Consider the following 26,547-nt stretch of genomic DNA (forward strand, 5'->3'; position numbering starts at 1 on the left):
TAGAATTCCTCGGATCACTGGCTGCTGACACGTCCAGTATACGCGGATTCTCTGCCGTTTGTACATCGCATCGATTAACTACCTACCCTTGTAAGCACCCCCCAGCCCCCTCTCCCACGAAAACGCGGGCGAGGGGGAGCACCAATTTCACTACAAATCATGCAAAAACTACGCCATTAAAGCCCCTCGCCCGTGCCACGGGAGAGGGGTTGGGGTGAGGGAATCTAGCCGTGGTTAATCTGATGTACCATTACATCTAATAGCTAGGAGTTGCAACGATGCCACCCTTTAATCAACCAGCACCACAGCTTACCAATCAATATACAAGTGATCGCCTGCTGCAATTGTATCTGCGCCGCCGTTTGCCCGCCGAGGTCTTGGCCCAAATCGGCCCCGCGCTGCACGAAATGGGCGATTTAGCCGCCAATGAACTGTATCAATTGCAATTGACTGATCGGCTTAATGAGCCTGAATTGACCCAGTGGAATGCCTGGGGCGAACGCATCGATCAGATTGTGTTGACTCCGCTCTGGCAGCGTGCCCAGCAGATCGCAGCTCAATCTGGCTTGATTGCAACTGGCTACGAACAAACCTTTGCTGAATATTCGCGCACCTGCCAATTTGCCTTGGCCTATCTCTTTCACCCTTCGAGCGATGTTTATAGTTGCCCCTTGGCGATGACCGATGGCGCAGCCCGCAGCTTGCTTCAATCGGGCAATCAGGCGTTGATCGAGCGCGCCATGCCCCATTTGACTAGCCGCGATCCCAAGCAGTTTTGGACGAGCGGCCAGTGGATGACTGAATCGACGGGTGGCTCGGATGTTGGGCTTTCAGAAACGATTGCCCGCCAAGATGCTGATGGCACATGGCGTTTGTATGGCCGCAAGTGGTTTAGCTCGGCCACAACCTCGCAAATGGCCTTGACCTTGGCGCGACCTGAGGGCAACCCTGCTGGCGGGCGTGGTTTGGCCTTGTTCTATGTCGAAACCCGCGACCAACACGGGCGGCTCAATCAAATCGAAGTCAATCGGCTGAAAGATAAATTGGGCACGCGCAAAGTGCCGACAGCTGAGCTAAATCTGCTTGGCACGCCAGCAATTCCTGTCGCAGGCTTGCAGGATGGCGTGCGGGCGATTGTGCCAATGTTGCAACTTACCCGCACATGGAACAGCGTTTCGGCGGTCGGCTTTATGCGGCGCGGCATGGCACTGGCCCAAGATTATGCTCAAAAACGCTTTGCTTTTGGCTCGCTGCTCAATCAAAAACCGCTGCATATCGATACTTTGGCTGGCTTGCAGGCTGAGTATGCTGGCGCATTTCTGCTAACGTTCTATTTAATCGAATTGCTGGGCTTGGATGAAGTTGGCAAGAGCACGCCCCAACAACGCCAATTATTGCGCTTACTGACCTCGATTACCAAATTAACCACTGCTCGCCAAGCAGTTCAGCATACCAGCGAAATTGTTGAGAGCTTTGGTGGTGCTGGCTATGTCGAAGATACTGGCTTGCCAAGCCTCGTGCGTGATGCGCAGGTGCTTTCGATGTGGGAAGGCACAACCAATGTTTTGGCGCTCGATAGTTTGCGTGCGATCAGCGAAGATCCGAGCATTTGGCCAAGTTTGCGCCAGCAAGTCAACCTGTGGCTGAGCAACGTCCATGATCCGAGCCTTAGCCAAGCAATTGAGCTAGCCCAAACCTCGCTTGATCGCTGTGAGCGCTGGCTGGCTGAGAGCAATCGTGATCGGGCGGCGGCAGAAATGGGCGCACGTCGTTGGGCATTGACGGTTGGCCGAACACTTGAATTGGCATTATTACTTGAGCATGCTCAAGCAGCTTTGAGCGAGCATGCTGATCATTGGTTGGCGGCGGCAGCACGGCGGTTTAGTTGTAGCCAGATTAATCTGATTGTGGCGATCGATCCTGATGATAATCAACTGTTGCTGAGTTAATTTTTACAATTGCATAGCTGGAAAATCCTAACATGCGATCATATTCAACTATTAATAATTATGCTAGGGTACTATGAAAAAGCGGTTGAGCCTAGTACTGTTGTCTGTTTGCGCGCATGAATAGCCTAGGGTATAGTAGGGCAACTTGTTATTCCTCCAACGATCCAATAATTAATGGTTTAGCCGATTGAGCTAAAAAGGGTTTTTTCATGAAAGCACTACTAGCGTGGTTAGCTCAGGTTGATCATCCGCTTGAAGATGTGCGGCGACGTGGCCAAATTATCATCAGCGTGATGTGTGCGATTTTTGTGATTGCAGTAATTGCCCTCCCATCATTAATCTTTAATCCCAAGCCATTAACCTCTGGTGTGGCCTTAGGCTTAGGTATTATCTTGTCATTGATCGTTATTCCACTGGCGCGCCGAGGCAAAGTATCGTTTGCTGGTTGGATTGTTGTGATCTCAACGGCTTTTATTATCTCGATTCCCATGATTTTACGCGGCGAAAGTAGCTATACCTTGGCCTATTTGTTGATTCCGGTCTTGATTGCTGGGGTCGTGCTGCGGCCATGGCAAATTGTCGGCGTTTTGATGGGCATATGGGTCATGATTTTGGTGTTGGAATTGAATTATCCTACAGCGCAGACCGTTGCCACAAGGGGCGGCGTATTAACCCACGCCCTGCTCATGACGTTTATCGGCGCAGTGATTAGCTTTGTGAATAGTCGAATTACGGTTGGGGCATTTGATGCAGTGTCTGATGGTCAACAGACAATCGAGCAAAATGCTCGGCAATTGGCTGAACTTAATGCCTCGCTCGAACAACAGGTGAATGAGCGCACAGCAGACCTTGAAACTGCACTCGTAAAGTTGCAAGAGCGAGCCACTACCCAAGAACGCTTGCTTGATGAGATTGAACAGCAGCGCGAGGTAATTCGCGAAATGAGTGTGCCAGTCTTGCCAGTGGCGGCCAAAGTGTTGGTGATGCCACTGGTTGGGGCGCTTGATAGCGAACGGCTTAGCCGCCTGCAAGAGAATGCCTTACAAGCGGTGCAGCGTCAATCGATCAAACATTTGGTGCTGGATATTACCGGGGTTGTGGTGGTCGATAGCCAAGTTGCCCAAGGCTTTATTAGTGTGGTGCGGGCGGTACGCTTGCTTGGCGCAGAAACCATGCTAGTTGGCGTGCGTCCCGAAGTTGCCCAAGCCATGGTTTCGTTGGGCCTAGAATTGGATACCATCAGCACCTCGGCGACCTTGCAAGAAGGCCTGCAACGGATTCATAACTACAATTAAGCCTCGTTTGTTGGCTCAAACGGTTCGTCCCAACGGTTGGCATAGGCCAAGGCTGCGGTGCGCTTGCGCTGCGATGAGGTCCAATCGATCGTTGGGCGATCGGCGCTTTGTGGAATGTAGCCCAAACGATACAGCACCATCAAACTGTGCTCTTCAGGAATCTGCAATAGCTTGTTGATTTTCTCCCACTGGCCTTCAACTTCCATCGGAGTCGAGATAAACTGCATGCCAATGCCAAGTGAGGTGGCGGTTAGCCAAATTGTTTGCATCACCGCGCCCAACGAAAGCAGCGAGTACATGCCGGATAGATCGTCGGGCTTGTATTCGCTTTTATCCAGCGTAATCCCCAAAATTAAGGGCGAACCAGCCACCAACTTGCGGGCATCCTTGCCAAGCACTTTGGGCACTTGAAATTTGGCCATCAACTCGCCGCCACGCTCGGTAAAAATATATTTGGCAAAGGGTTTGAGCACTGCTGGCAGATTGTCGATCAAAATGCCATCGCCACGTTGATCAACTTCCTTCTTGGAGAAGCGAAAATATTTGCGATAGCGTTGCCAAAAGCGACCACCAGCCATTAATTTCTGCATCGATTCGCCAGCAATATCAGCTAGTTGCATACGCGTCGCCTGATCTTGGATGACGACGAAACGCCATGGCTGCGAATTAAAGTGCGAGGGTGCACAAGCCGCCATCTCCAAAATAGTTCGCACATGAGCTGGGTCGAGCGGGCGATCTTCAAATGGGCCATTGGTGGTGCGGCGCGAACGAATCGCATCGAGCAAATCCATAAATGGACATCCTTGTCTACACGGGCGGCCACGGAATTGAGCGCTGCCCATACGAAGCGGGGAATTTGGCATTGCTGATCAATCGGCTGAGCCGCTGGCGCATGGCTTTGATTTCACGTGGATAGAGCATGGCGTTGAGGGCTTGGGTTAGGCTGCTGTCTGGCTCCAAATCCTGTGCCAGTTGCTTGAGGTCAGCTAAATCTTCTGCGGGAATATCCTCGCCCACCCAATCCCAAATTACCGTGCGCAACTTATATTCATCGTGAAAGCAGATGCCATGATCAATCGCCCAAATCCGCTGATCATCATCAACGAGCACATGGCCACCCTTGCGATCTGCATTGTTGATCACAATATCAAACAAGGCCATACGCTGAAAATCGCGTTGGTGACCTTCTTTCAAGGTAAAAAAATGCTGCTCGTAATCGGCGTGAATCAGCAATTGCACCGAGCCAACGCCGTGGGGGCCTTGGCGGGTAACGGTTGGCGGCACCAAATGCCATCCCAAGGCATGGCTAATCATAAACGCCGCTGCCTCGCGTTTGTATAATGTGCCCTGCGGGAAATCCCAGAGCGGGTTCTCGCCACGTTGGGGTTTATAGACCGCCCCCAGCACCAGCTCGCTTGGGTCATCAGCATGGACTTCAACTAAAAAGGTATAGTTACTGCTCCATGGCAATAAGCCCTGCAATTCGATCCGGCCATCGCGCAGCACTTGCAAGATCGTTGCCAGCTCAAGCGCTAGGGGTTGCTCTGATTCGTTATCGCTCATGGGCTACCTCAGTATTTGGCAAATGGGGGGCGGGGGCTGAGGATCAGGACGTTGCTCAATCCCAAATTAGGCTAAACCTGATCCCTGATCCCCAGCCCCCGCCCCCTACTTCTACATTTCGGAAGCTTTTTTATTGCCGTGGCCGTTTTTCTTGACGCACATATGGCCTTCATCTTCCATTGGCTGCAAACATTGAGGGCAAATTGGCCGCCCGCCAGTGGTGATGATGTCCATCGCGTTGCGACTTAGCGCTTGCATTTGGGCGCGGGTTGCCGAAATGCGAACGCGACGTGGCTCGTTTTTGGCTTCTTCATCATCGTCGCTGCGTTGCTGCAAAATTGGATCAATATCTTCATCTTCATCATCGTCGCCCAACTGCAATTCATCGGCCTCGATGACCAACAGATCGCTGGTTGGGTCGTAGGCGAGCGCCATTTGAGCGATGCGGAAGAAGGGATTTAACGGTGGCCGCAGCAACAATTCGGCTGGGGTTGGCTCCTCGGATGCATCGGGCCGCGCCACGCCACGCTTATCCAATTCTTCGAGAATATCGTCAATGCGTAAGCATAACGCGCGAACCAACTCTTTTTCGGTGATCAACGAAACCAGATCGTTGCCTTTTTGGGCTTGAAGATAGAACGTGCGCTGGCCTGGCTGGCCAACTGCTGCTGCCGTAATATGGCTAACGCGGCGTAAATCGTAGACGAAATCTGACATACCGAACCTTTCAATTCAGTGTAAGCGAGAGCTTAGCTTAACCCACAGGCCGTTCAGTTTCCGGCGTAACCTCGTTTGGATCGTTCGAAGCAGGCTTGGCTTCAGGAAAGCTGGGCATTTCGCTGGTTTGATTGACACACAGCACATGCGGCCCGCTATCGTTGACCGTAACCACCGTCACTGAGGCTGGGCTAATGACAATTCGTTGAAACAAATCTAAATGTACGCCCAAATAATGCGCAATCATGGCTTTAACCACATCGGCATGGGCGAAAACGGCAATAACCTCATTGGGATGTTGCTGACGCAGCGCTTCGAGCGCATCGACCACCCGATTTTGCATCTCGCGCAAAGTTTCGCCGCCTGGAATCCGCGTTCCCGATGGAAAACGCTGGATATTACTCCAAGTCGGGGTATCGGCTAATTCCTTAATCGTGCGGCCTGTCCACTCGCCAAATTGAATCTCGCCAACGCCAGCCAAGATTTGAACCTCAAGGCCAAGCTGTTGCGCGATTGGTTGGGCGGTTTCGACAGCACGCTCAAGCGGGCTGCTATAGATCGCTTTGATCGGGGCGTTGGCCAAATGTTCAGCCAAGCGTTGAGCTTGGGCCTGACCTTCGGCATTGAGGTGGACGTTGGGTGTCCAACCAGCCAAGGCTTTACCAACCATATCGTTAGTAGCATGGCGAATTAATAAAAACGTCGTCATTGGTCTTGATTTCCTCCGCTACGACGCACAATACATCGTATTATACGGCGATTTTACTGCCAATGGTGAGCTTATGATGATTAATCTTTGGCCGCTAGCCGCTGGGCGTGCTATTGGCTGCTTAGTGCTGAACAAGCGCAGCCCACGCCCCAAGCGGCCAACCATGGCCAATTTGTAACCAGAATTTCTAAAGAAGCTTAATAAATCGCCCAAATCCAAGGCTGATGGCACTGCATTTGCTCTTTGCTAGGCCAAAAACCTACTCCCTGAGCCAAAAAGCACTTGCATTCTTGGCAAGGGTGATATAAGGTAGGTGCTATCGCGAATGCTTGAGGTATTACGAGGATACTAAAGCCATGCGGCTGTCTTTCTATTTTGGTGAAGACAGGTAGTGTAAGGAGTAACTCCAAATGCATCAATCGGATTTGATCAAGGCCATTGCGGAAAAATCAGGTTTGAACCAAGCCCAAGCTGGCAAAGCAGTTAACGCCTTGCTCGAAAGCATTACCGAAGCGTTGGCAGCTGGCGATCGGGTCGTCTTGACTGGCTTTGGCACCTTTGAAGTCCGCGAACGCCAAGCTCGCACTGGCTTCAACCCCAAAACCCGCGAGCCATTGGAAATTCCTGCTACCCGCGCCCCAGCATTCTCGGCTGGTAGCAACTTGAAAAAAGCTGTCACCGAGAAATAATGCTCGGTTGGCCCAACCACGGCTAGGCAATGGGCTTGGCCGTGGTTTTTTGTGGCTTGAAAATAGCACATTTGTTTTGTATAATTGCTTGGTTGTGTTGTATGAGGATTTTCTATGCAGGTCTATGAACGGGCTGGCGTAACAATTGCTGGCTTGGCAACTCGCACCACCAATCAAGCAGAAAGCGACCCCAACACTGGCTTAATCGGCCCATTGTATCAACGCTTTTTTAGCGAGAATATTAGCCAGCAGATCGCCAATGCTGATCTTACCAGCCGCTATGCGGTCTATACCCACTATGCCAGCGATCATCAGGGCGAGTACGATTTGATTGTTGGCCATGCGGTCAGCGGCGAGCAACCAGTTGCTGCTGGCTTAACTCAAATTACTATTCCTGCCCAGCGTTATTTGCGTTGGCAAGCAACGATTGCCCAACCAAGCGATGTATTTGGGCTGTGGGTGCAGATTTGGGACTATTTTAGCCAGCCCCAAACCTATCAACGCAGCTATACTGCCGATTTTGAATACTACGATTTTGCCCAGCCTGAGCAAGTCGAAATCTGGATTGCTATTCAGTAAGTTTTGAGTAGATCCCCGCGCCCGTGGCGTGGGCGAGGGGCTTTAACGCGCTGGTTCTCCCACAATTCCTTGGCGAAAAATGGTCGGCTCCCCCTCGCCCGCATTTTTGTGGGAGAGGGGGCTGGGGGGTGAGGGAACGCTCCATCGCCGACCAATCGCTCAAAACCTACCCTTGAAAGGAGGGGGCTGGGGGGTGAGGGAATTTATGTGGCATCAAGCGTTTGTTTTGTCCAATCGATGGTATAGCCAGCTGCCGACTTGTCGATGACCTGCTCAACTGCCCCCAATACTTGGCCAATAAAATCAGGATTTTCATGAACGAACACAATTGCCTCATTCGGCCCAGTGTTTGGCACCACTAACAAGCCATGTTGGTCGCGCCAGCCAAGATAATCGAAAAAGAGATACGTGATCGCTAGCACTAGGCCTGCAGATAGCACATTTTGGGCATCCTCGATTAAAAAGTTTGACCTTAAGCCCATCGTAATTGTTAAGCCTGTGGCTAAAATCAATAATTGCTTGGTCGGAAAAGCTTTGTAGATTTTTACTTGAGCAACTTTGGCAAGGTTTGCGATTGGAATAAGTGTCTGATCAATCCGTAGCCGCGTGCCATTAATCTGCATGTGTTCGGCGTGTACTGTGGTAACGCGGTGTTTGGCGATCGGTTCGATTGCTGATTCGCTTGGCATAATTCCCCTCAATTCACTCCAATGCGGAGTATAATGCAATACGGTATTTAGGATGAGTGTGTACATTAAGGAGCGATGCGCGTGGATAGTACCACCCTTAAAGTTGGCGATCAAGCCCCCGATTGGACATTAAGTGGCACCGATGGCGACGTGCATTTGGCCGACTTCCAAGGCCAAAAAAACGTTGTGCTGCTGTTTTATCCCTTAGATTTTAGCCCTGTCTGTTCGTTGCAATTGCCCAGTTATCAAGCCCGCAAGCCTGAATTCGATCAACGTGATACTGAGATTTTTGGCATTAGCACTGATAGTAAATGGTCGCACAAAGCATTTTCCGATCAGTTAGGGCTTGAATATCAACTACTCAGCGATTATCAACGCCAGGTTTCCGAAGCCTATGGCGTGTTGCGCCCAGAAGGCTTTACCAATCGCGCCGTATTTGTGATTGATAAAGCTGGGATCGTGCGCCATATTTCGGTAACCAACCCTGGCCAACAGCCCGACCAAAACGAAGTGATGAACGTGCTCGAAACCTTGTAAATTGCAATGGCGCGGTACTGCCCTGTATCGCGCTAGCTGATGATTGCCAGCACAATCACTAATCCTGCGTGCAGCAATGCCAAGCCAGCCAAGCTCTTAAATGCGCCATCAGGTAACCAATCGGGCCAAAGCCCAGCAGTTTGCTTAATTGGCTGGCGGTCTTGGCGATAGCGCGGGTGATAACGGCCATGCACATAGCTGGCAAGCATCAGCATCACCCCTGGAATGCTATCGATTAACATTCGCAAGCCAGTGCTTAGTCCGCCAGTTTGCCAAAATGGGCTATCGATCAAGGCTAAACATGTGCCGAATAAGCCAATCATTCCCACTAAAATCTGCTTCCAATATTTCATCGTTCTCTCCGATTATGCGTTTAGAAAAACAGCTTGCTCAATAGCCACAGCGCGCCAGATCCAACCAAACCAAGCTGTAGTCCAGTCAGCACCCGTTGTTGGCTTGGGCTGAGCCACGCATTAAATTGGGTTAGGGTTGGCTGTTGATTTGGTGCAGCATTTTCATAGCCATATTGGCGCATAAAAAGCCAGTAGTAGCCAACATTGCTCGCAACCCATAAGCCCCACGCAATCGTGACTAAACTTTTGAAATTTGCTTCAAGCGATGCGCTATTGACCAAGCTACTGGCTTGCTCAAGGCTCATACCTACGCCGCCTAGCCCGACCACAGCATACAACAGGCTATATTTTGGTTTCATCGCTGGCTCCAAATATTCTGTAACGCTGTACGCAGCGTTGTTGGTTTTGATGCAGCTTAGTTTGCGCCATTGGGTTGCAAAATATAGCCAACGCTAGGAATCGTCACCAAATATTGCGGCTCGGCGGGGTTTGGCTCGATTTTTTGGCGCAAACGATGCACCAGTTGTTTCAATAGGGTGCGATCGCCAATGCCATGCTGGCCCCAAACGTGGATGGTAACCTGTTCGTTGCTGACGACACGGCCTGCATTGGCCAACAAATATTGCAGCAAGCGAAATTCGCGATTGGTCAACGAGACAAAGCCCAAGCCTTCGCGGCTAACGCTTTGGCGCTCGGTATCCAGCACCAAATCGCCTTGTTGCAAGGGCGTTGGGCGTTCGCCGCCACCGCGTCGCAACAGAGCGCGCACCCGTGCGGTGAGCGTGCGAGGGCTAAATGGCTTGTTGAGATAATCGTCAGCGCCGCCATCCAAGCCCCGAATCAAATCATCTTCGCTGTTGCGCACAGTCAGCAACATTACTGGCACAGCCGATTGGGCACGAATTCGGCGACAAACTTCAAAGCCATCCAAACCTGGCATATTTACATCGAGAATCACCAATTCTGGTTGTTCGCTGGCAAATTGGGTTAAGGCTTGGGTTCCATCGGCAGCTTGCACCACGGTATAGCCTGCTTGGCTCAGGGCAAAGCCAATTAAGCCGCGTAATTCAGCATCATCATCAACGACTAAAATTTTCATCGCTTCCTCTGGGTAATTCAATCACAATCCGCGTGCCAAGGCTGCGAGCTGGTACATGAATGCGGCCATCGTGGCGCTCAATAATTGATTGAACGATCCACAAGCCCAAGCCTGCGCCGCTTTGCTCTGGCTCGTTGCGCCCGCGCACAAACAGGCGAAACGGCGATTCGCTGGGCGATGGCGGCATTCCTGGGCCTTCATCTTCGACCCAAACCTGCAAATGCTCGGCGCTTACCTCACCACCAATGCCAATGGTGCTATCGGGCGGCGAGAATTTGCTGGCATTGGCAAGCAGATTGACAAACACTTGGGTTAATCTGGTGGCATCGCCAGCCACATTCGGCAGTGGATAGGGCAAATCGACCTCGACTTGCTGGCGGCGTTGTTGAATTAATGGCAACATCAACTCAACTGCGGCCTCGACGACCGCATCTAAGGCGATTTCGCTGCGTCGAATCGTCAATTGGCCCGCTTCGATGCGCGCACTTTCCAACAAATTATCGATCAAATAGGTTAAGCGCAAGGCTCCACGCTGTAATGATACGATCAGTTGGCGAATTTGGGCGGTCGAAAGTTGCGGTAATTGATCAAGCAGCAGCTCCAACGAAGCTAATTGGGCTGAGAGCGGGGTGCGAAACTCATGCGAAATAGTCGCCAAAATTGTATCGCGCAAACGGCGTGAAGTTTCAATATCGGTTTCATCACGCATCACTTGAACATGATTGTGCTCAAGATCACCCGAACTGGTGATAATTACGGTGCGGCGGCGACCATCGCGCAACTGTAAATGCTCGGTGGCTTGGGCTTGACCGCGAAAACGGGCATGAATAATCGGGCAAGCTTGCTCACAAGGCCGCACGCCATCGATCAACTGTGGCTGCAAGACATCGCCACAAAAGCGCCCAATTGCCTGCTCAGGCTCGATGCCAAGCATGCTTGCTGCTTGTTGATTCAAATAGCGAATTCGCCGATCGCGATCGACGGTAAACACGCCTTCGACAATGCCCGCCAAAATAGCGTTGGCCTCAGATTGTTGGCGCTGAAGATCGGCAGTCAGGCCGCGCAGGCGTTGGCGCATATCTTCCAAGGTGCCAGCAAGCGTGCCAACCTCAACGCCTTTGGCGGGAGCCACGGGCGTGGTTAAATCGCCGCGACCAATTTGGGCGGCGGCTTTGGTCAAACGCCGCAACGGCCCGCCAACGTAGCGCCCAACCAACAAATTGAGGCCAAAGGCCAAAACTCCGCCAACCAAGGCAATTGTGAGCAACACTTCGCTGAGCCGCTGCGCCGAATTGCGAATTTGAGTATCGGGCAGGGTCACACTGACAACGCCAATTGGCTGGCCAGTGCTGGCGAGTAGCGGGGCGCTCGCGATGTACTGATGTTGCGCGCGCAAATAGCTATCGGTGGTTGAGTTTGTGTTGAGCGCCGCAGTTTGGGTTTGGCTTAATGGATCGTTGGCGTTGCTCAGGCGCTGTTGCGGCACAATCGCCACAGGCAAACTCAGAATAGTCGATAATTCAGCTTGATACTGTTGGTCAAGCTCGATCCAAACCGCGACAATGACGCTCGGATCGGTGGCGAGTGGCACGCGGGCAGCTAAGCGCAACAACGGGCCATCGAGCAATAATGCCCGATCTTCGAGGGCTGGCATGGCCGGAACCTCAGCTCCAACCGCGATTAATAGCTGGCCATCTTGATAGATTGCACAGCCCGCGAGATCACTGGTGGCTTGAAATTGGCTCAAAAATGTGCTGAGCGCAGCTTGATCATTGGTTTGCAACAAGCGGGCGAGAGTTGGGCGTTCGGCCAGCAGTTGCGCGGTTGTCAATACCTCGTTGCCTGAACGCTTCACATCGTTTTGAGCGATTGCAACGCCTTGGCGTACTCGGGCTAAGCCTTGATCATCGCCCAATTCGAGCAACAAGCTAATTGCCACCGTCGCAATTCCGACGATGGCAATGATTAACACAGCTAAGTTTACGCCGATCAGCAGCGTTGGTAGGCGAATTTTAGGCCGTAATTGCATCTCGATACCGCTGCACTATAAGGTTGATCCACGAAGCGCATGAAGGACACGAAGGATTGGAACCGCGAAGATCGCGAAGGCCACGAAGGCTCAGTTTTTTAGCCACAGATTCCACAGATTCTGTTTCTGCTGCCCTTGATGCTAGGTTGTAAGATCCCCTCACCCCCAGCCCCTCTCCCACTGAACGCGGGCGAGGGGAGCACGGATTCAGCGGTTCCCCCTCTCCCGTCGAACGGGAGAGGGGGCTAGGGGGTGAGGGGGAAAACCGTCACGCAATGTACCAGTACAGCTACAGGCTATTGGCTAGCGGACGATCGGTGTGATTTCCTGCCAATCATTCATCCAAAAGCCCTGGTTTTTCGCCACATATTAGCCAGATTATGTTCTTTTTCGCCACGAATGCCACGAATTGCACGAACAAGGTTTCGATAGCCCAAAGCCCATAGCCATCGTTCCTCTGCGCCTCTGCGTTAAAAACGGAACTCGATCCCTCGCCCCTATTTTGCCTTTTGCCTTCTGCCTTGGATTATGTTCTATGCTCTATGTTCTATGTTCTGACTTTCATCCCTCATAATTCATCCTTCTGACTTTCGCTATGTTCTATGTTCTTTAAACGCTTGGGTGGCACTTGCAAGGGCTAAACCCTCAACCCAGCGCTCGCGAATCGGGTCGCATCCGGCGAGAGCGGCCCCAACAATTTGCAAATTTTCGGCAATTGGCTGGTGCTCTGTATCAATTGGCTGGAGCTGTTGATTAACTGCAATGCCTGCTTGAAAGAGCTGATGTTGCTGGTGAAGATTGGGTTCGAACCACTGATCGCGCTCGGCTGGTTGCTGGACTGGCAAATTGAGCGCGGTTTCACGCAGCAGGTTGGGATAATCGGCGCGTAATCCACCGCCGCCAATGCCGCCAGTTGCCAAAATATAGTGCTTGGCGCTGTGGCGTTGTTCGCGGGCGGCGGCAGCGCTATATACTGCAACCAGCCGTTGGTGCTGAAACTCGCCGCGAATAACTTCTGCATTCAGTTGAATACGGCCATTTAACTGCTCAAAATGGCTGATTAACATGCGTTGCAAGCGTAATCCGGCCACATTGGTTGGCAAGGTTGGCACTTCGGCCACCAAACAGCCCAAGCTGGTTTGCAGTTCATTAACTATACTTGCGCTCTGGTCGAGGCCAAGAATTGCGGGAAACAGCAGGAGTTGTGCATCGTCGCGAATCTGATCGATCTGCTTGATGAGCGCTTGGCGAAAACTGGCTTGCTCGCATAAACGGGCCAAATTGACGCTATTGAAATCGCGGCTGCGTTGGCTTGGTGGCATCGTTAAATATGTGCCACGAGCGGCAATCCCTTGTTCTGCGAGCCGCGCTGCCAACAACGGCGGAAAGAAATCGCGCAATTCGTGAAAACCAAGCACCAAGACCCGATAATTGCTGATGATCGAGCGTTCTGCGTTGATCATCGTTAAGGGAACGGCGTTGGTTGGCCGCCACGTGCCAATTGCGGTTGGCAACCACGCATGCTGGCGCTTAGCAATAAAGCGATAGCCCTGCTGCTCGCTGAATTGCAGCCAAGCTTGGGTTGCTGGTTCCAGCGCTGATTGAATGGTCGAGAAAGGATGGTGAGCGCTTGGTTCGGCTGGTGGTTGGTGCGGCCAAAGATCAAGGCAGCCACTGCTCCACGGCAACGTGCCATGGCCCTTGGCCAACAACGTGACGCTTCGGCCTGCTTGGGCATGCAGAATCGCGCTCCACAAGCCTGCAAGGCCTGCGCCAATTACCAACACATCAGCTTGCACGCTTAGGCTCCTAGAATAATATCGCGGCGTTCAAAGGCAAAAAAGCCAAAGGCGCTGACCGCAATTAACAGGGCCATTTGACCACCCAAAATTGCCAAGGCTTGATTGATATTGCTCTCGTAGGCTTGGCGGGTAACGGCTAGCTCAAAGCCTGCGAAAAGCGGCGTTAATGGAATGCCAACGATGGTGCGAATAGCGGCCAAAATTTTGCCCAAGCTGCCATTCGGGGCAAAGGTATTGGTAAAAATATCGCTGGTGCTCAACGAAGCCAAGGCAACTACGCCCAAAATGCTCAAGCGCCAGCCTTGCGATAAGACCAAGCTGGAAAGCAACAGCACCAACGCGGTTACTAAGGCAATATCTAAAATAAGCGGCAACGCGCCAGCGCCCCAAATCACTGCATCCCACAAAACAGGTTTATTGATCAGCGTGACGATTAGCGTGCAGAGCAACAGATTCATTAGGCTAATTAAAAAAGCGACTAAAAATAAGCCAACCAAATAGCCTTTGCGCCCAAGCGAGCGCGCTAAAACGACATAGCCCTGTGGTCGATTGCCCATACCTGCCATCATTGTGGTAGTGAAAATTGTTTGACATAATACAAAAATGGCGGTCATGCCAAAGAATTGAGTTGCGGTGAGCTGGGCGGCTGTATTTGGTTTGCGCAGAAACACATAAGCAAAAATAATTAATGCGCCAAACTCAATTAAGAAACGCCCAGAGCGTTTATATTCGCTCCAGATAAAGCCTGTCCAAGCCCAAATTTGCCGAAGCTTTGCCATTATTGCTGCTCCTCGTTCGCTAACAAACTATCAAGAATTGCCAGCGGTGCTTGGGGCTGCATTTCTGCTGGTGGTTCTTTGCCCGATACAACGTGCAGGTACAGGTCGCGCAGATTGCCAAGCGTCGGTTGCAAGCTCGACACTGTGTAGCCTTCATCAAGCAGCAATTGCAATAACCGCCCTTGCAAGGCTGGGTTATTCTCGGGCACGGTGATAAAGCGATCATCGCGCACAATGCTGGGGTCAATCGAACGCAAGGCAAAATCGAGCGCATCGGTTGGAGTTTCTTTCAGTGTCAGCACGATGCCATTGGTGCCCGTTAGTTGGGCTAAATCGGTTTCGGCGGCCAGCGCGCCTTGGACTAAAATGCCCACCCGATTGCAAACCGCCTCGATCTCATCAAGCTGGTGCGAGCAAATTAAAATTGTATGGCCTTGACTGCGTAGATCGAGCAGGAGATCGCGCATTTCGAGTTGGCCTTGGGGGTCGAGGCCCGATGATGGCTCGTCGATCAGCAAGAGTTGCGGGTCGGCAAGCAAGGCTTGGGCAATCCCAACCCGCTGAGTCATCCCCTTGGAATAGGTGCGCATGCGCTTATCGGCGGCTTCAGTCAGGCCCACCAATTCGAGCAAATCGTTGACCCGACTTGCGAGGCTTGGGCCACGTTGGCCGCCAAAATTGCCCATATAGGTCAAATATTCGCGGGCGCTGCAATGGGTGTGGTAGCGCAAGCGTTCTGGCAAATAGCCAATTTGGCCGTGCATGGCGGCAGGCGTTTTGCCAAAAACCTCAATCCGGCCACTATCGGGGTATAAAAAGCCCATAATTAAATGAATTAAGGTCGATTTGCCAGCGCCATTTGCCCCCAGCAATCCATAAACTTGGCCTTCTTGGACCATCAAATTCAACTGGCGCAAGATCGTGGTTGTATCAAAACTTTTGACAATCTTTTCAAGCAAGAGTGCTGTCATACCTTCTCCCTACATCCAACGCTGCATGACAACCAAGACAATGCCGCTGAGCAAGGCCACTGGCAAGGCGCGCGTATAGCACCAACGCAAGCTTTCGTTCAACGGCTGGCGCACGGTTGAGCCGTTGATGTAGCGGCCAACTCCAGCCAAGGCCAAGGTCGTGGCAACGGTCAAGGCTATGTGCAGTGACCAATGCAAGCCTGCCGTAATTGGAAAGCCCAATAGTGGAATTAATGTGAGCAGGACGGTTGCACGAATTGCCCGCCCCCACTGGGCTAGCTCGGCGCTAGCGCGATTGAGTTCGGCTTCGGGGCCGCCAGGCGTTAAGCTCCAATCGTGGGCAAATGGCCCCCAACCCAGTGCAACCGGCAACGCCATGGCTGCGGCAATCAAGGCCAACACCCGCGCTGGCACAATGTTCCATTGCCAATTATCGCCTGTCCAGAGCGCAACGCCCAAGGCCAACCACAAGACAATCCGGCCTGCGCTACTCAATTGGGCCTCACGCATGGCTGCGCGCACGCTCGAAGCCGCCAAACTTTGCAAACCAGGCATCAGCGCCAGCATAAACGAGGTTTCGAGCAAGGCCCAAGCTAGCCACAATTGGCCTAATCGCGGAGTTGCCAGCGGTGAGCCAGCCCATGGCAAAAATGCAGGTGCAATTAAGCCCAAGAGCGCTGCGATTGCCAGACTAAGCGAGGTTTTGCCTCGCAATGCCGCTAATAGCCCGCGGCTCAAGCCACCCCCGGGCGCGTGCAACTTGGTAATCCCAATCACGGCGAGGGTCAAGAGCATTGTGGTAAGCATGCCTGGGTAGAGCAACGCAGCAATCAATTGTTCAATTAATGTATTCATAAGCGACCTTTAGTGTTTGGCGGTACGGGCGTTGAGTGCCTGAACGATGCCAGCCTGAATTGCCGTCACTGTCGGCGGATCGCCATCGATTTTCGCAGCAACCTGAATTTCTGGCAGTTCGGCCAAGCCGCCGCGCCCAAACGGATGCCCATCGATGCTGGCGCGGCCCAAGGCAATCAGCGGCGCACGATCAACGATAAAATCGCGCCAAACATTCATGAGTGCTGGGCGCAACAAGAGTGGAATTGGCCCGGTCAGCACAAAAATATCAGCATGGGCCGGAGTGGCTGCCCAGGTTAGGTTGCGCGCGCTGCGGATAGCCTCGGCTAAAATGCGAACTTCGATGCCGGTTGAGCCAGCATTTAGGTGATAAACCGCAATCACGCTGACCTCCATTTCGTATGAAACCGCGTGCTAGTATACCAGAGTCTGGGGGGCTATTGCGTGAGGAGTTTGATTCGGCATACAGCGTGTGCTCTATGCCGAATCAATGGTTTAGCGGCCTTCTTCGGTCTTGACGGCGTTAACAAAGCCTTGAATTTTTTCAAAGACTGGCCGTGGGCTCCAATCGGGATTGAGAATCCCGAACGAGGCCGTTTGATCAAGCGGGTCGGGCGAGGTTACCGCGAAATTGAGGTTCCACACAAACATCGTGGCGACCCATGGATAATCGCGGCGGGTCATTTGCAAGGCATCGAGCACATATTGGCCTTGTTGTTCAAGGCTAATTTCGTTGCCATACTCGTAGCCTGGGCTGGTATTTTGAGTTGCCCAGCCAAACTCCGTCACCCACACCTGATACTCGCTCATGCCATATTTATCCATCAAAATTTTGAGGTTTTCGATATGGCGGAAGTAGTGGGTTGGGCTTTCGAGCCAACCTGGGCCTGGGCCTGGCATATCGGGCCAAAGGGTCGCAGGCGGGTTGTACGATGGTGAGGGATGGAAACCCACGCCATCGATATGATCTTTGAAAATGCCATCTTTGTAGCTGAACATTTGCTCAAAGTAGGTCATATCATCGACTGCTGCTGGCGAATCGCCGGTTGAAGTCAACGCGCCTGAGATCACAAATGCTTCAGGATCAATCGGTTTGATCCGATTATAGGCTTCAACCAAGAGATCGACATATTTGGTTGCGTCGATTGACTCACGTGAGCCACCATTTTCGTGATCAAGATTTTGCTCGTTCCAAATTTCGTAGGCTTGGACTTTGCCTTTGTAGCGTACCACCAAGGCCTCGACGAAATCGCCAAAATCTTTGATATTATCGGGCATGCCGTTGGTGCCATCGGCGCGTGCCCACGAAGGCGAACGCACAATGCTCAACAGCACTTTGATATTTTTGGCGTTGGCATCGGCGACAATCGCATCAAGCTCGCCCCAGCCAAAGTTGCCCTTGGGGCCTTCAATATCTTTCCATTGAATTTGTTGGCGTACCCAATCGAAACTGGCGTTGTTCATCAAAGTTAAGGCGCGGTTCCGATCAGTATAGTAGAGTTGGGCAGCTGCGCCATATTGCAAATAGGGCAAGCTTAATGGGTTGCCACTGGTAACTGCTGGGTTCGTGCCCGTGGTTGGGGCCGCAGTTTCCGGCGTAGCAGTAGCTGCCTCAGGATTCGTTGGTTGGGCGGTAGGAGCGCTATCGCCACCACAGGCTGCCAAGATATTAACTGCGAGTAAACAGCCTATGGCAGCACTTAACCAGCGTAATTTTCGCATATCAAACTCCTCGTCAGACAACAAACACGAAGATCAAACACTGGCTTCAGAGCGTGATCTTCGTGTTGTGTAAACCGACCTCGGTTAATTATTTATGGGTTGCTGCAAACTGTTGCAATCGGGTATAGGCTGGGCGTGGGCTCCAATCAGGGTTCAATACCCCGAACGAAGCGGTTTCGTGCAGCGGATCAAATGATGTGACCGCGAAGTTTAAGTTCCACACGAACATTGCGCCAACCCATGGAGCGTAATCGTAGCGAGCCATATACATTGCTCGTTCGAGGTACGCGCCTTGTTCTTCGAGGGTGTTCGAGTTGCCATATTCAAAGCCTGGGCTGGTGTTGGCGGTTGCCCAGCCAATTTCGGTTACCCAAATTTGGCGGTCGCCGTTGCCACTGTTGGCCAGCACTTGATAGACATCTTCGATCCGTCGCCAGTAGAATTCTGAGTTGTCGCGCCAGCCTGGGCCTGGGCCTGGATTGTCTGGCCACTTGGTATCTGGTGGATTGTAGGTGCCACCGAAGTGTGCCCCAATTACGTCGACGTTGCTCCAGAATTTAGGAATTGCAAACATTTGGCTGAAGTAAATCAGCTCATCAATTGCAATATCGCTGCGATTGGTTGCGGTTGGCGTTGGCGAGCCAGAAACGACAATTGCTTCTGGGTCGGCAGCTTTCACGCCTTTGTAGGCATATTCGAGCATATCGACATAATATGAAGCGGTTGCAACTACGCCACCGTTTTCAATTGCGTAATTTTGCTCGTTCCAAATTTCGTAGGCTTGAACTTTGCCTTTGTAGCGTTGCGCCATGCGCTGCATGAAATCGCCAAATTTAGGGAAGTTGCGGCGTGATGGCAAACCGTGGGTGCCATTTTCGCTCGCCCATTCCGGCGAACGCACGACACTCAACAGAACTTTAATACCTTTGGCGTGTGCTTCGTTGACGACTTTATCCAACTCGCCCCAGTAGATTGTACCGTCGGCAGCTTGGAGATCTTCCCACGGTGCTTGTTGGCGAATCCAGCCGAAGGCTGCATTGTTGACCAATTGATACAAGCGATCACGTTCTTGGTAGAACGCTTGGACATTATAGCCATAGATAAAATCGGCTGGAATGGCTTCGTCACGAGTGTGATAGCGGAAGAACCATTCCTTGACTGCCAATTTTGGCTCGTCTTTGTGTTCGTTGTAGTATTGTTTGCCCAACAAACCAAGCAATACTTGATATTCAGGCTTTTCTTCTGGGTGATATTCGAAGCGATTACGCTCGAAATATTGAACCCAATAGACTTTGCCTGTATCGGGATTCAGCTCTTGGAATGGCTCCGACAAAGGATAGCCAAACACCGACAGGCCGCCATAATTGCGCCAGAAGGTCAAGAATGGGCCAGGTGTGTTGGTCAAGGTGTGTTCGGTTTCTGGGAACCAAACCGTGCCATTGTTGGGGTTAGCAACTGGCTTGAAGGCTGGTTCGTTTTCGCGACCCTTGGCCAATTCTTTGCCCAACAACCGCCCAAGCACAAAGTATTTGTTGCCATTGGTTGGGTGATTGAAGTTTTCAGGGTGCTCTTCTAAGATGGCACGTTCGAAATATTGCACCAAATAGAATTTACCAGGCTCGGTAAAGCTTTCTTGGACAAATGGCAAAGAAATAGGATAGCCCAACACGCGCATAGCGTTTGGCGTATTCTTCCAAAATTGCCAAAAATAGTTGACCGCTGATTGCCCGGTTTCGGGGAAATACTGGGCTAAAGGCGGCGGCGGTGTAGCCTCGGCCTTGGTTCCAGGTAGCACTACGCCCATGGCAATAAGCATGAGCAGGCCAAGACGAACCCATCGTCGTCGCATGGCATTCTCCTTTTATCGAAGCACTAAATCGTTCGCAAGCAATTGCTTAGGTCTGACTGCGTAATAGTAGCATGCCCAACCTGATAAATTGCTTATAGCCTACTGATGAGCACGTTACGAATTGATTGCAATGTCCAAGCTGATGTCGAGCGCAACTGCTGAGTGAGTAATCGCGCCGCACGAAATGAGGTTTACTCCCGTTTCGGCAACGGCCCGAATTCGCTCAAGCGTAATACCACCAGAAGCCTCAACCAAAGCGCGCCCAGCAATTAACTGCACCGCTTCGCTCATGGCTTCAATTGACATATTATCAAGCATGATAATGTCGGCTCCCCCATCAAGTGCTGCTTGTACCCCCGCCAAATCTTCAACTTCAACCTCGATTTTGGTGGTGTGCGGCGCGACAGCCCGTGCTCGCTGCACTGCGCCAACAATATCGTGGCCCCCAAGCGCCAGATGATTGTCTTTGATCAAGACACCATCGCCCAAATTAAACCGATGATTGGCTCCGCCACCTGCGCGAACGGCAGCTTTTTCCAAAGCGCGCCAGCCTGGCGTGGTTTTGCGGGTATCAACGAGTTTGGCTTGGGTTCCGGCGATTTTGGCAACATACAATGCTGTTTTGCTGGCAATGCCCGAAAGCCGCTGCAAAAAGTTAAGCATGGTGCGTTCAGCCATCAGCACCGAACGGGCTGGCCCGCTGAGGTAGGCCACAATCGTGCCATACTCAACTGCTGCGCCATCGTTCAGCACTGCTTGCCACTCCAAGGCTGGGTCGACCAAACGGCAAACCGCCGCCGCAACCTCCATTCCTGCGAGCACACCTTGATCTTTAACTAAAACATGGGCTTTGGCTGTTAAATCAGCCGGAATTGTGGCTAATGATGTTAAGTCGCCACCATCGAGGTCTTCTGCTAACGCCAATTCAATCAGGCGTTGAGTTGCTTGAGGAAGGTACATTGCACAAACACCATTGTCCTTGTACATTGGGTTTCGATTGTCAATCATAGCATAAAAATCCTTGTTGCGGGGATCAATCTGCCCAAGCGACCACGAATCCTGCAAACAACCCATGCTCAATGGTATTGCTCACAGGATTCTCTGGCAGTATCGATTTGGCTGATTGAATAATAAATTTATTAAAAATCTTTATAAATACGTCATCAAATACGCATCTGCTCATTAATATGATCAGATTTAGCTTTTGCGCATCTCTTTAATTAAGTTCTGTTTCAATTCCCACAAGCGTTGGCTGAGCGAAACGTGATAGATGTGGGGATTGACCAAGCGCAACACGCCAGGATCAAGCCGCGCCAAATCGCGCACGCGGCGTTCGCGCAACTCGGCCAAATCGGGCACATCGACGACGCGCCGCCCAGAATCGAGCACCGTGGCATACAAGGCTTCAATGGTGTGGTCGGCAGGCGTGAGCGTGCGCTGTTTGCCTGCATCAGTTGGATGATACAAATTCAGCGCTTCGCTTTGCTGTGGATGTTCGTCATCCAAGGTCAGAACATCGGCGCTGGCACGGCCACGGCTATCATAGACTCGCCATGCTGCTTTGCGCCCAGGCGTTGGCGTTTTCTGGGGGTTTTCCGAGAGCTTGATTGCAGGCTTCCAAGTATCGCGATCAAATAATGAAACCAATTTATACACGCCACCCAAGGCTGGCTCGCCCCACGATGTGACCAAATGCGTGCCAACCCCAAAGACCAAGCGCTTGATCACTGCATCGGCTTCAAGGCCATAGCGCGGCGCTTCGGCGCGAATTTGGGTCAGAATTTGCCAAATCACCAGCTCATCGAGATTGTTGGAGAGCACAATTGAAACATCGGGAAAGCCAGCGCTATTGAGCATTTTGGCCGATTGAATGCTGAGATAGGCCAAGTCGCCAGAATCGAGCCGAATGCCAACGGGTTTGTGGCCTTGGCGGCGCAGTTTTTCAAACACCTTAATTGCGTTCGGCACGCCGCTTTCCAAGGTATTGATTGTATCGACCAAGAGCAAGGTGTCGTCGGGATAGGCTTCGGCGTAGGCTTCGAATGCACCTAATTCGCCCATGCCCAAGGCCATGGCGGTTTGGACCAAGCTATGAGCATGCGTGCCGCTTGGTTGCACGCCCATATCGAGCGCTGCCCCAACGTTCGATGAGGTGTCAGCGCCGCCGATTAATGCCGCGCGCGTGGCCAAATTGGCTCCCCAGCCTTGGGCGCGGCGCAAGCCAAATTCCAAAAACAAGCCATCGCCAGCGCTCTCGCGCACCCGCGCCGCTTTGGTGGCAATCAAGGTGCTGAAGTTGAGCATATTAAGCAACGGCGTTTCGAGAATTTGGGCCAATACCAGCGGGCCTTCGACAATCGTCATTGGCACGGTGTGGTGCACCACGCGGCCTTCGGGAATTGCACGAATCGTCAGATTGCGCAGATCACCATATTTGCGCAGCCAGCCCAAGAAATCGCTGCTAAACAAAGGTTGGCCAGTGCGACCTTTCATGGTCGAAAGTGCGCCAATTTCGCCCTCGCCAAAGCGTGCCGTATCCATCCATTCGAGCAATGGTTGCATCCCTGCGGCTACCGCATAGCCCGCAGCATGTGCGCCATAGTTGGGATAGGCACGGAAATAGTGATCGAACAAGGCTGGTCGCTCGTGCAGCCCCAAACGATAATAAACCTGCGACATGGTTAGCTGATATTGATCAGTAAAGAGAATGCCATGTTGAAAGCGCGTTGTCATCTATCACGTCCTTTACAATTGTAAATTGACTTAGTGTCTATAATACACTAATTAATGAGAAATGCAATATGATCCACGAAGGACACGAAGAGCACGAAGGATGGAACCGCGAAGCGCGCGAAGAAAGCGAAGGGAAATTGGCTCTAGGCTTTGGGCTTTGGGCTAGCGGAACAATTGTTGCCATTTCAAGAAATTTCCAATAGCCAATAGCCTAGAGCCTGATCCCTTTTGATTTTTGATTTCTGACTTCATCCCTCATCCTTCATCCTTTCACTATGCTCTATGTTCTATGCTCTATGTTCTATGTTCTATCTTGGCGGTTCTTTGCTACAATGGATGCATATCGCATGAACGTTGAGATTTTTCATAACCCAAGGGGGAAACGACGATGTTTAGTCCCGATCAGTTAGCTCAAATGCGGGCGGCGCAGGAGCGCTGGAACGATGAAACGCTGGCTCCGACGCTCCAGAAAACTCCTGAACGTCCGGCGTTATTTAGCACCGTCTCAAGCGAGCCGATTCAGCGGTTGTATACGCCGCTCGATATTGCTGATACCGATTATGCCAAGGATATTAGCTTTCCTGGCGAGTTCCCCTATACCCGTGGGATTCACCCAACGGGCTATCGCGGCAAGCTCTGGACAATGCGCATGTTTGCTGGTTTTGGCACAGCAGAAGAAACCAATGCCCGCTTCAAATATTTGCTGAGCCAAGGCCAAACTGGGCTTTCGACCGCCTTCGATATGCCAACTCTCTATGGCCGCGACACCGATCATCCTTTGGTTGAAGGCGAATTTGGCAAGTGTGGCGTGGCCGTCACTTCCTTGGCCGATATGGAAATTTTGTTCGATGGCATTCCATTGGATCAAGTGACCACATCGATGACGATTAACTCGCCAGCGGCAATTGTTTGGGCGATGTATATTGCGGCGGCTGAAAAACGCGGCTTTCCGCGCGCCAAATTGGGCGGCACACTCCAAAATGACATTCTCAAAGAATATGCAGCCCAAAACGAATATATTTTTCCAATTGCGCCATCGATGCGCTTGGTCGTTGATACGATTGAATTTGCGGCCCAACACATGCCCAAGTGGAATCCAGTTTCGGTCAGCGGCTATCACATTCGTGAAGCTGGCTCAACTGCGGCCCAAGAATTGGCCTTTACGCTTGGTGATGGTTTGGCCTATGTCAAAGCCTGTATCAAACGCGGCATGAATATTGATGATTTTGCGCCACGAATTTCCTATTTCTTCAATGCCCACAACGATTTCTTCGAAGAAATTGCCAAATATCGCGCTGCACGGCGAGTTTGGGCACGCCAAATGCGTGATGTCTATGGCGCGAAAAATCCGCGCTCGTGGTGGATGCGTTTTCATACTCAGACCGCTGGCGTTTCGCTGACCGCCCAACAACCAGAAAACAACATTGTGCGGGTCGCAATTCAAGCGCTGGCAGCGGTCATCGGCGGCACGCAATCGTTGCACACCGATGCCATGGACGAAGCACTGGCCTTGCCATCGGAAAAAGCCGTGACAATTGCGCTGCGTACCCAGCAAATCATTGCTGAAGAAAGCGGCGTGATCAACACCGTCGATCCGTTGGCTGGCTCGTACTTTGTTGAAGCCTTGACCAACCGCATGGAAGCAGAATGTCTCGATTATTTCCGGCGGATCGAGGAACAAGGCGGCATGGAAGCTGCGTTGGAAAAAGGCTGGATTCAACAACAAATTGCCGATTCGTCGTATCGCTTCCAGCAAGAGGTCGATAGCGGCCAGCGCGGCTTTGTTGGGGTCAACAAATACACCGTTGACGACCCAATTGAAATTCCAATTTTGCAAATGGACCCCAACGGCGAGAGCAAACACATGGCGCGTTTGAACAAAGTGCGCAACGAACGTGATCAAGCACGTTGGTCGGCAGCTATGAATGATTTGCGCCAAGCAGCCCAAGGCGATCACAATCTGATGGAGCCAATTTTGGCAGCGGTCAATGCCTATGCCACCTTGGGCGAAATGTGCGATGTGTTGCGCGAAGTCTTTGGCGTGTATCAAGAAGTGATGATTGTCTAATTTGAACAAAGAACATAGAACATAGCTGTAATGGTTCAGTGCGTTAACGACGATTCCCCTCACCCCCTCGCCTCCGCTCCTGCCCGCGAGGCGAGGAGGAACCACGCAACCCGTGCTCCCCTCGCCCGCGTTCAGTGGGAGAGGGGCTGGGGGTGAGGGCATGTTCTTGATTGCAAATCCAATTAACCAGTACACATTGCTCTTTGGAACTTGCTAAGTTTCGAGTATCATAGACGTATGTTCAGCTAACGCTTTATGATGTTCTATGCTCTTTGTTCTATGCTCTAATTTATGAAACAACGCTATTTTTCCACAACACCCATCCACGATCCGCGCGACTTTGTTGGGCGTGAGCGTGAAATTGTTCAAATTAACGAAGCCTTGGCGGCTGGTCGCTCGTGTGCAGTGATCGGCCCGCAAGGCAGCGGCAAAACCTCGTTGCTGCATCATATTGGCCAAGCAGTGGCCATGGTGCTCGACGAGCCTCCCCAAGTTGTTTTTCTTAGCCTAACGCGGGTTAACGATGCCCGTGATCTGTATTCGCCAATGTTGCGGGCCTTGCGCGCCAACGGCGATGATGAGCTAAGCCTTACCCAAGCTTTCAACGAAACCAATACCCCGCCAATGTTGCTGTTGCTCGACGATTTGGAAGCAGCGGGCTTGGGCTGGATTGGCGTTGTGCGCAGTGCGTTGCGCGGTTGGGTTAACCAAGGCTTTTTGCAAATTGTAGCGGCTAGCAGCCAAGCGCTTGATCACGTTGCGCCCGATTTACAAAGCACGCTCAGCCAAATCACGCTGCCGCCAATGCCTGAACGCGAAGTGCGCAGTTTAATTGATACCCTGACCCAAAGTGCCAAGCTTGAGCCTGATCCCGCCACGATTAACCAAGTTATCAATTTGGCTGGTGGCTATCCCGCTGCAATCAAATTGGCCTTGGAAACGTGGGCACAGTCGCAGGCGACAACGGGATTTGATTGGCAGCAAGTGTTTCGTGAGCAGCAACAGCAAGCAGCCCATGCCAGTAATGGATTGGGTGGCTATAGCACAACAATTGAAAGCGAAGCCCTGCCAACCAAGGTTAAGCAACATCCTGCTCAGCCGAGCAAACCACGATCCAAAGCCGAAGAACCGCAACGCCCACGCACCTACAAAGCCGACGACCCGAGCGAATTTTTGATTATGCTGATTTTATTTTCGCTGGCGGTATTGCTTGGCTATTTGGTTGGCTCATGGTTGGGCCTTGTGGTTGGGCTGGCGGTGTTGGGCATGTGGGTTGGCTTGGCCCATGCGATGGTGCGCTGGCGTGGCAATGGCGCACTCAGCCATATCTATGTGCGAGCCACGCGCTGGCTGCCCTTGGTGGGCCGTTTTGCCCCCAAATAGTTCCCACGCATGCTGATTGACACTAGGACTAAGAACCTACTACGTTGTGGTAAAAAACTATGGTATTATCAGCCGCAGTTAGGCGAACCAAAGGCTCACACGCTTAATTCAACATCCTACAAATTTGATTGTGCTCGTTAGCAATCATCAATTGCTGCCGACTTTGCGAAATATGGT

25 protein-coding genes are annotated in these 26,547 nt (G+C 51.9%); 7 read left to right on the plus strand and 18 right to left on the minus strand.

Going from position 1 to position 26,547, the window contains the following annotated elements; translation table 11 throughout:
- Positions 1–278 precede the first annotated feature (278 nt).
- Together JOD20_RS13810 and JOD20_RS13815 are read left to right on the plus strand one after the other, a co-directional pair.
- Entirely contained in the window at positions 279–1,949 is a 1,671-nt protein-coding gene (locus tag JOD20_RS13810; protein WP_204755825.1) for an acyl-CoA dehydrogenase family protein, read from the plus strand.
- Positions 1,950–2,158: 209 nt separating this feature from the next.
- Positions 2,159–3,244, plus strand: coding sequence for an STAS domain-containing protein (locus JOD20_RS13815; RefSeq protein ID WP_204755826.1), 1,086 nt, complete (start codon positions 2,159–2,161; stop codon positions 3,242–3,244).
- Here JOD20_RS13815 and JOD20_RS13820 read toward each other — a convergent pair.
- The 4 genes from JOD20_RS13820 to JOD20_RS13835 all read right to left on the minus strand — a co-directional run bounded on the left by JOD20_RS13820 (position 3,241) and on the right by JOD20_RS13835 (position 6,233).
- Complete coding sequence (locus JOD20_RS13820; RefSeq protein WP_204755827.1) at positions 3,241–4,035, minus strand: nitroreductase family protein; 795 nt, start codon at positions 4,033–4,035, stop codon at positions 3,241–3,243. The two genes, JOD20_RS13815 and JOD20_RS13820, sit on opposite strands and share 4 nt — an antisense overlap.
- Before the next feature lie 16 nt (positions 4,036–4,051).
- On the minus strand, positions 4,052–4,807 hold the full coding sequence (locus tag JOD20_RS13825) for an SCO1664 family protein (protein ID WP_204755828.1): 756 nt from the start codon (positions 4,805–4,807) through the stop codon (positions 4,052–4,054).
- A gap of 111 nt (positions 4,808–4,918) precedes the next feature.
- Entirely contained in the window at positions 4,919–5,524 is a 606-nt protein-coding gene (locus JOD20_RS13830; protein WP_204755829.1) for a DUF3090 domain-containing protein, read from the minus strand.
- A gap of 37 nt (positions 5,525–5,561) precedes the next feature.
- Positions 5,562–6,233 carry an MSMEG_4193 family putative phosphomutase gene (locus tag JOD20_RS13835; RefSeq protein ID WP_204755830.1) on the minus strand — a complete coding sequence of 224 codons (672 nt, stop codon included), beginning with the start codon at positions 6,231–6,233 and terminating at the stop codon, positions 5,562–5,564.
- A 410-nt stretch (positions 6,234–6,643) separates the two neighbouring features.
- On the opposite strand from JOD20_RS13835, the gene JOD20_RS13840 reads away from it, so the two are divergent.
- Together JOD20_RS13840 and JOD20_RS13845 are read left to right on the plus strand one after the other, a co-directional pair.
- A complete protein-coding gene (locus JOD20_RS13840; RefSeq protein WP_054535028.1) occupies positions 6,644–6,922 on the plus strand; it encodes an HU family DNA-binding protein in 279 nt (92 codons plus the stop codon).
- Between the two features lie 114 nt (positions 6,923–7,036).
- Positions 7,037–7,501 carry a GyrI-like domain-containing protein gene (locus JOD20_RS13845; RefSeq protein WP_204755831.1) on the plus strand — a complete coding sequence of 155 codons (465 nt, stop codon included), beginning with the start codon at positions 7,037–7,039 and terminating at the stop codon, positions 7,499–7,501.
- A 203-nt stretch (positions 7,502–7,704) separates the two neighbouring features.
- On the opposite strand, the gene JOD20_RS13850 is transcribed toward JOD20_RS13845, so the two are convergent.
- On the minus strand, positions 7,705–8,190 hold the full coding sequence (locus tag JOD20_RS13850) for a hypothetical protein (protein WP_204755832.1): 486 nt from the start codon (positions 8,188–8,190) through the stop codon (positions 7,705–7,707).
- An 81-nt stretch (positions 8,191–8,271) separates the two neighbouring features.
- Here JOD20_RS13850 and JOD20_RS13855 point away from each other — a divergent pair, with 81 nt between their 5' ends.
- On the plus strand, positions 8,272–8,727 hold the full coding sequence (locus JOD20_RS13855) for a redoxin domain-containing protein (protein WP_204755833.1): 456 nt from the start codon (positions 8,272–8,274) through the stop codon (positions 8,725–8,727).
- Positions 8,728–8,759: 32 nt separating this feature from the next.
- Here JOD20_RS13855 and JOD20_RS13860 read toward each other — a convergent pair whose 3' ends face one another.
- The 13 genes from JOD20_RS13860 to JOD20_RS13920 all read right to left on the minus strand — a co-directional run bounded on the left by JOD20_RS13860 (position 8,760) and on the right by JOD20_RS13920 (position 22,919).
- Positions 8,760–9,080 carry a hypothetical protein gene (locus tag JOD20_RS13860; protein WP_204755834.1) on the minus strand — a complete coding sequence of 107 codons (321 nt, stop codon included), beginning with the start codon at positions 9,078–9,080 and terminating at the stop codon, positions 8,760–8,762.
- Positions 9,081–9,100: 20 nt separating this feature from the next.
- Positions 9,101–9,439, minus strand: coding sequence for a hypothetical protein (locus JOD20_RS13865; protein ID WP_204755835.1), 339 nt, complete (start codon positions 9,437–9,439; stop codon positions 9,101–9,103).
- Between the two features lie 56 nt (positions 9,440–9,495).
- Complete coding sequence (locus tag JOD20_RS13870; RefSeq protein ID WP_110519387.1) at positions 9,496–10,179, minus strand: response regulator transcription factor; 684 nt, start codon at positions 10,177–10,179, stop codon at positions 9,496–9,498.
- The gene (locus JOD20_RS13875) at positions 10,160–12,208 is read right to left on the minus strand and encodes an ATP-binding protein (RefSeq protein ID WP_204755836.1); all 2,049 of its coding nucleotides are present in this window, start codon (positions 12,206–12,208) and stop codon (positions 10,160–10,162) included. The genes JOD20_RS13870 and JOD20_RS13875 overlap by 20 nt, the downstream gene beginning before the upstream one ends.
- A gap of 593 nt (positions 12,209–12,801) precedes the next feature.
- Positions 12,802–14,007 carry a glycerol-3-phosphate dehydrogenase subunit GlpB gene (gene glpB, locus JOD20_RS13880; RefSeq protein ID WP_204755837.1) on the minus strand — a complete coding sequence of 402 codons (1,206 nt, stop codon included), beginning with the start codon at positions 14,005–14,007 and terminating at the stop codon, positions 12,802–12,804.
- A gap of 2 nt (positions 14,008–14,009) precedes the next feature.
- A complete protein-coding gene (locus JOD20_RS13885; protein WP_204755838.1) occupies positions 14,010–14,789 on the minus strand; it encodes a hypothetical protein in 780 nt (259 codons plus the stop codon).
- Positions 14,789–15,760 carry an ABC transporter ATP-binding protein gene (locus tag JOD20_RS13890; RefSeq protein ID WP_204755839.1) on the minus strand — a complete coding sequence of 324 codons (972 nt, stop codon included), beginning with the start codon at positions 15,758–15,760 and terminating at the stop codon, positions 14,789–14,791. The genes JOD20_RS13885 and JOD20_RS13890 overlap by 1 nt, the downstream gene beginning before the upstream one ends.
- A gap of 9 nt (positions 15,761–15,769) precedes the next feature.
- Positions 15,770–16,615: a hypothetical protein gene (locus tag JOD20_RS13895; RefSeq protein ID WP_204755840.1), complete on the minus strand. Its 846-nt coding sequence runs from the start codon at positions 16,613–16,615 to the stop codon at positions 15,770–15,772.
- Between the two features lie 9 nt (positions 16,616–16,624).
- On the minus strand, positions 16,625–16,999 hold the full coding sequence (locus tag JOD20_RS13900; RefSeq protein WP_054535040.1) for a hypothetical protein: 375 nt from the start codon (positions 16,997–16,999) through the stop codon (positions 16,625–16,627).
- A 111-nt stretch (positions 17,000–17,110) separates the two neighbouring features.
- On the minus strand, positions 17,111–18,337 hold the full coding sequence (locus JOD20_RS13905) for an endo-1,4-beta-xylanase (protein WP_204755841.1): 1,227 nt from the start codon (positions 18,335–18,337) through the stop codon (positions 17,111–17,113).
- An 88-nt stretch (positions 18,338–18,425) separates the two neighbouring features.
- Positions 18,426–20,186: a cellulase family glycosylhydrolase gene (locus JOD20_RS13910; protein WP_204755842.1), complete on the minus strand. Its 1,761-nt coding sequence runs from the start codon at positions 20,184–20,186 to the stop codon at positions 18,426–18,428.
- 114 nt (positions 20,187–20,300) lie between these two features.
- Entirely contained in the window at positions 20,301–21,146 is an 846-nt protein-coding gene (gene nadC, locus JOD20_RS13915) for a carboxylating nicotinate-nucleotide diphosphorylase (protein WP_239583859.1), read from the minus strand.
- Positions 21,147–21,383: 237 nt separating this feature from the next.
- Positions 21,384–22,919, minus strand: coding sequence for a nicotinate phosphoribosyltransferase (locus JOD20_RS13920; protein WP_204755844.1), 1,536 nt, complete (start codon positions 22,917–22,919; stop codon positions 21,384–21,386).
- A gap of 388 nt (positions 22,920–23,307) precedes the next feature.
- Between JOD20_RS13920 and JOD20_RS13925 the strand changes: the two genes are divergently transcribed.
- On the plus strand, positions 23,308–24,987 hold the full coding sequence (locus JOD20_RS13925; RefSeq protein ID WP_204755845.1) for an acyl-CoA mutase large subunit family protein: 1,680 nt from the start codon (positions 23,308–23,310) through the stop codon (positions 24,985–24,987).
- Positions 24,988–25,278: 291 nt separating this feature from the next.
- Complete coding sequence (locus JOD20_RS13930) at positions 25,279–26,370, plus strand: nSTAND1 domain-containing NTPase (protein WP_204755846.1); 1,092 nt, start codon at positions 25,279–25,281, stop codon at positions 26,368–26,370.
- Positions 26,371–26,547 lie beyond the last annotated feature (177 nt).

The organism is Herpetosiphon giganteus, assembly GCF_016907925.1.
GTDB classification, from domain to species: Bacteria; Chloroflexota; Chloroflexia; order Chloroflexales; family Herpetosiphonaceae; genus Herpetosiphon; species Herpetosiphon giganteus.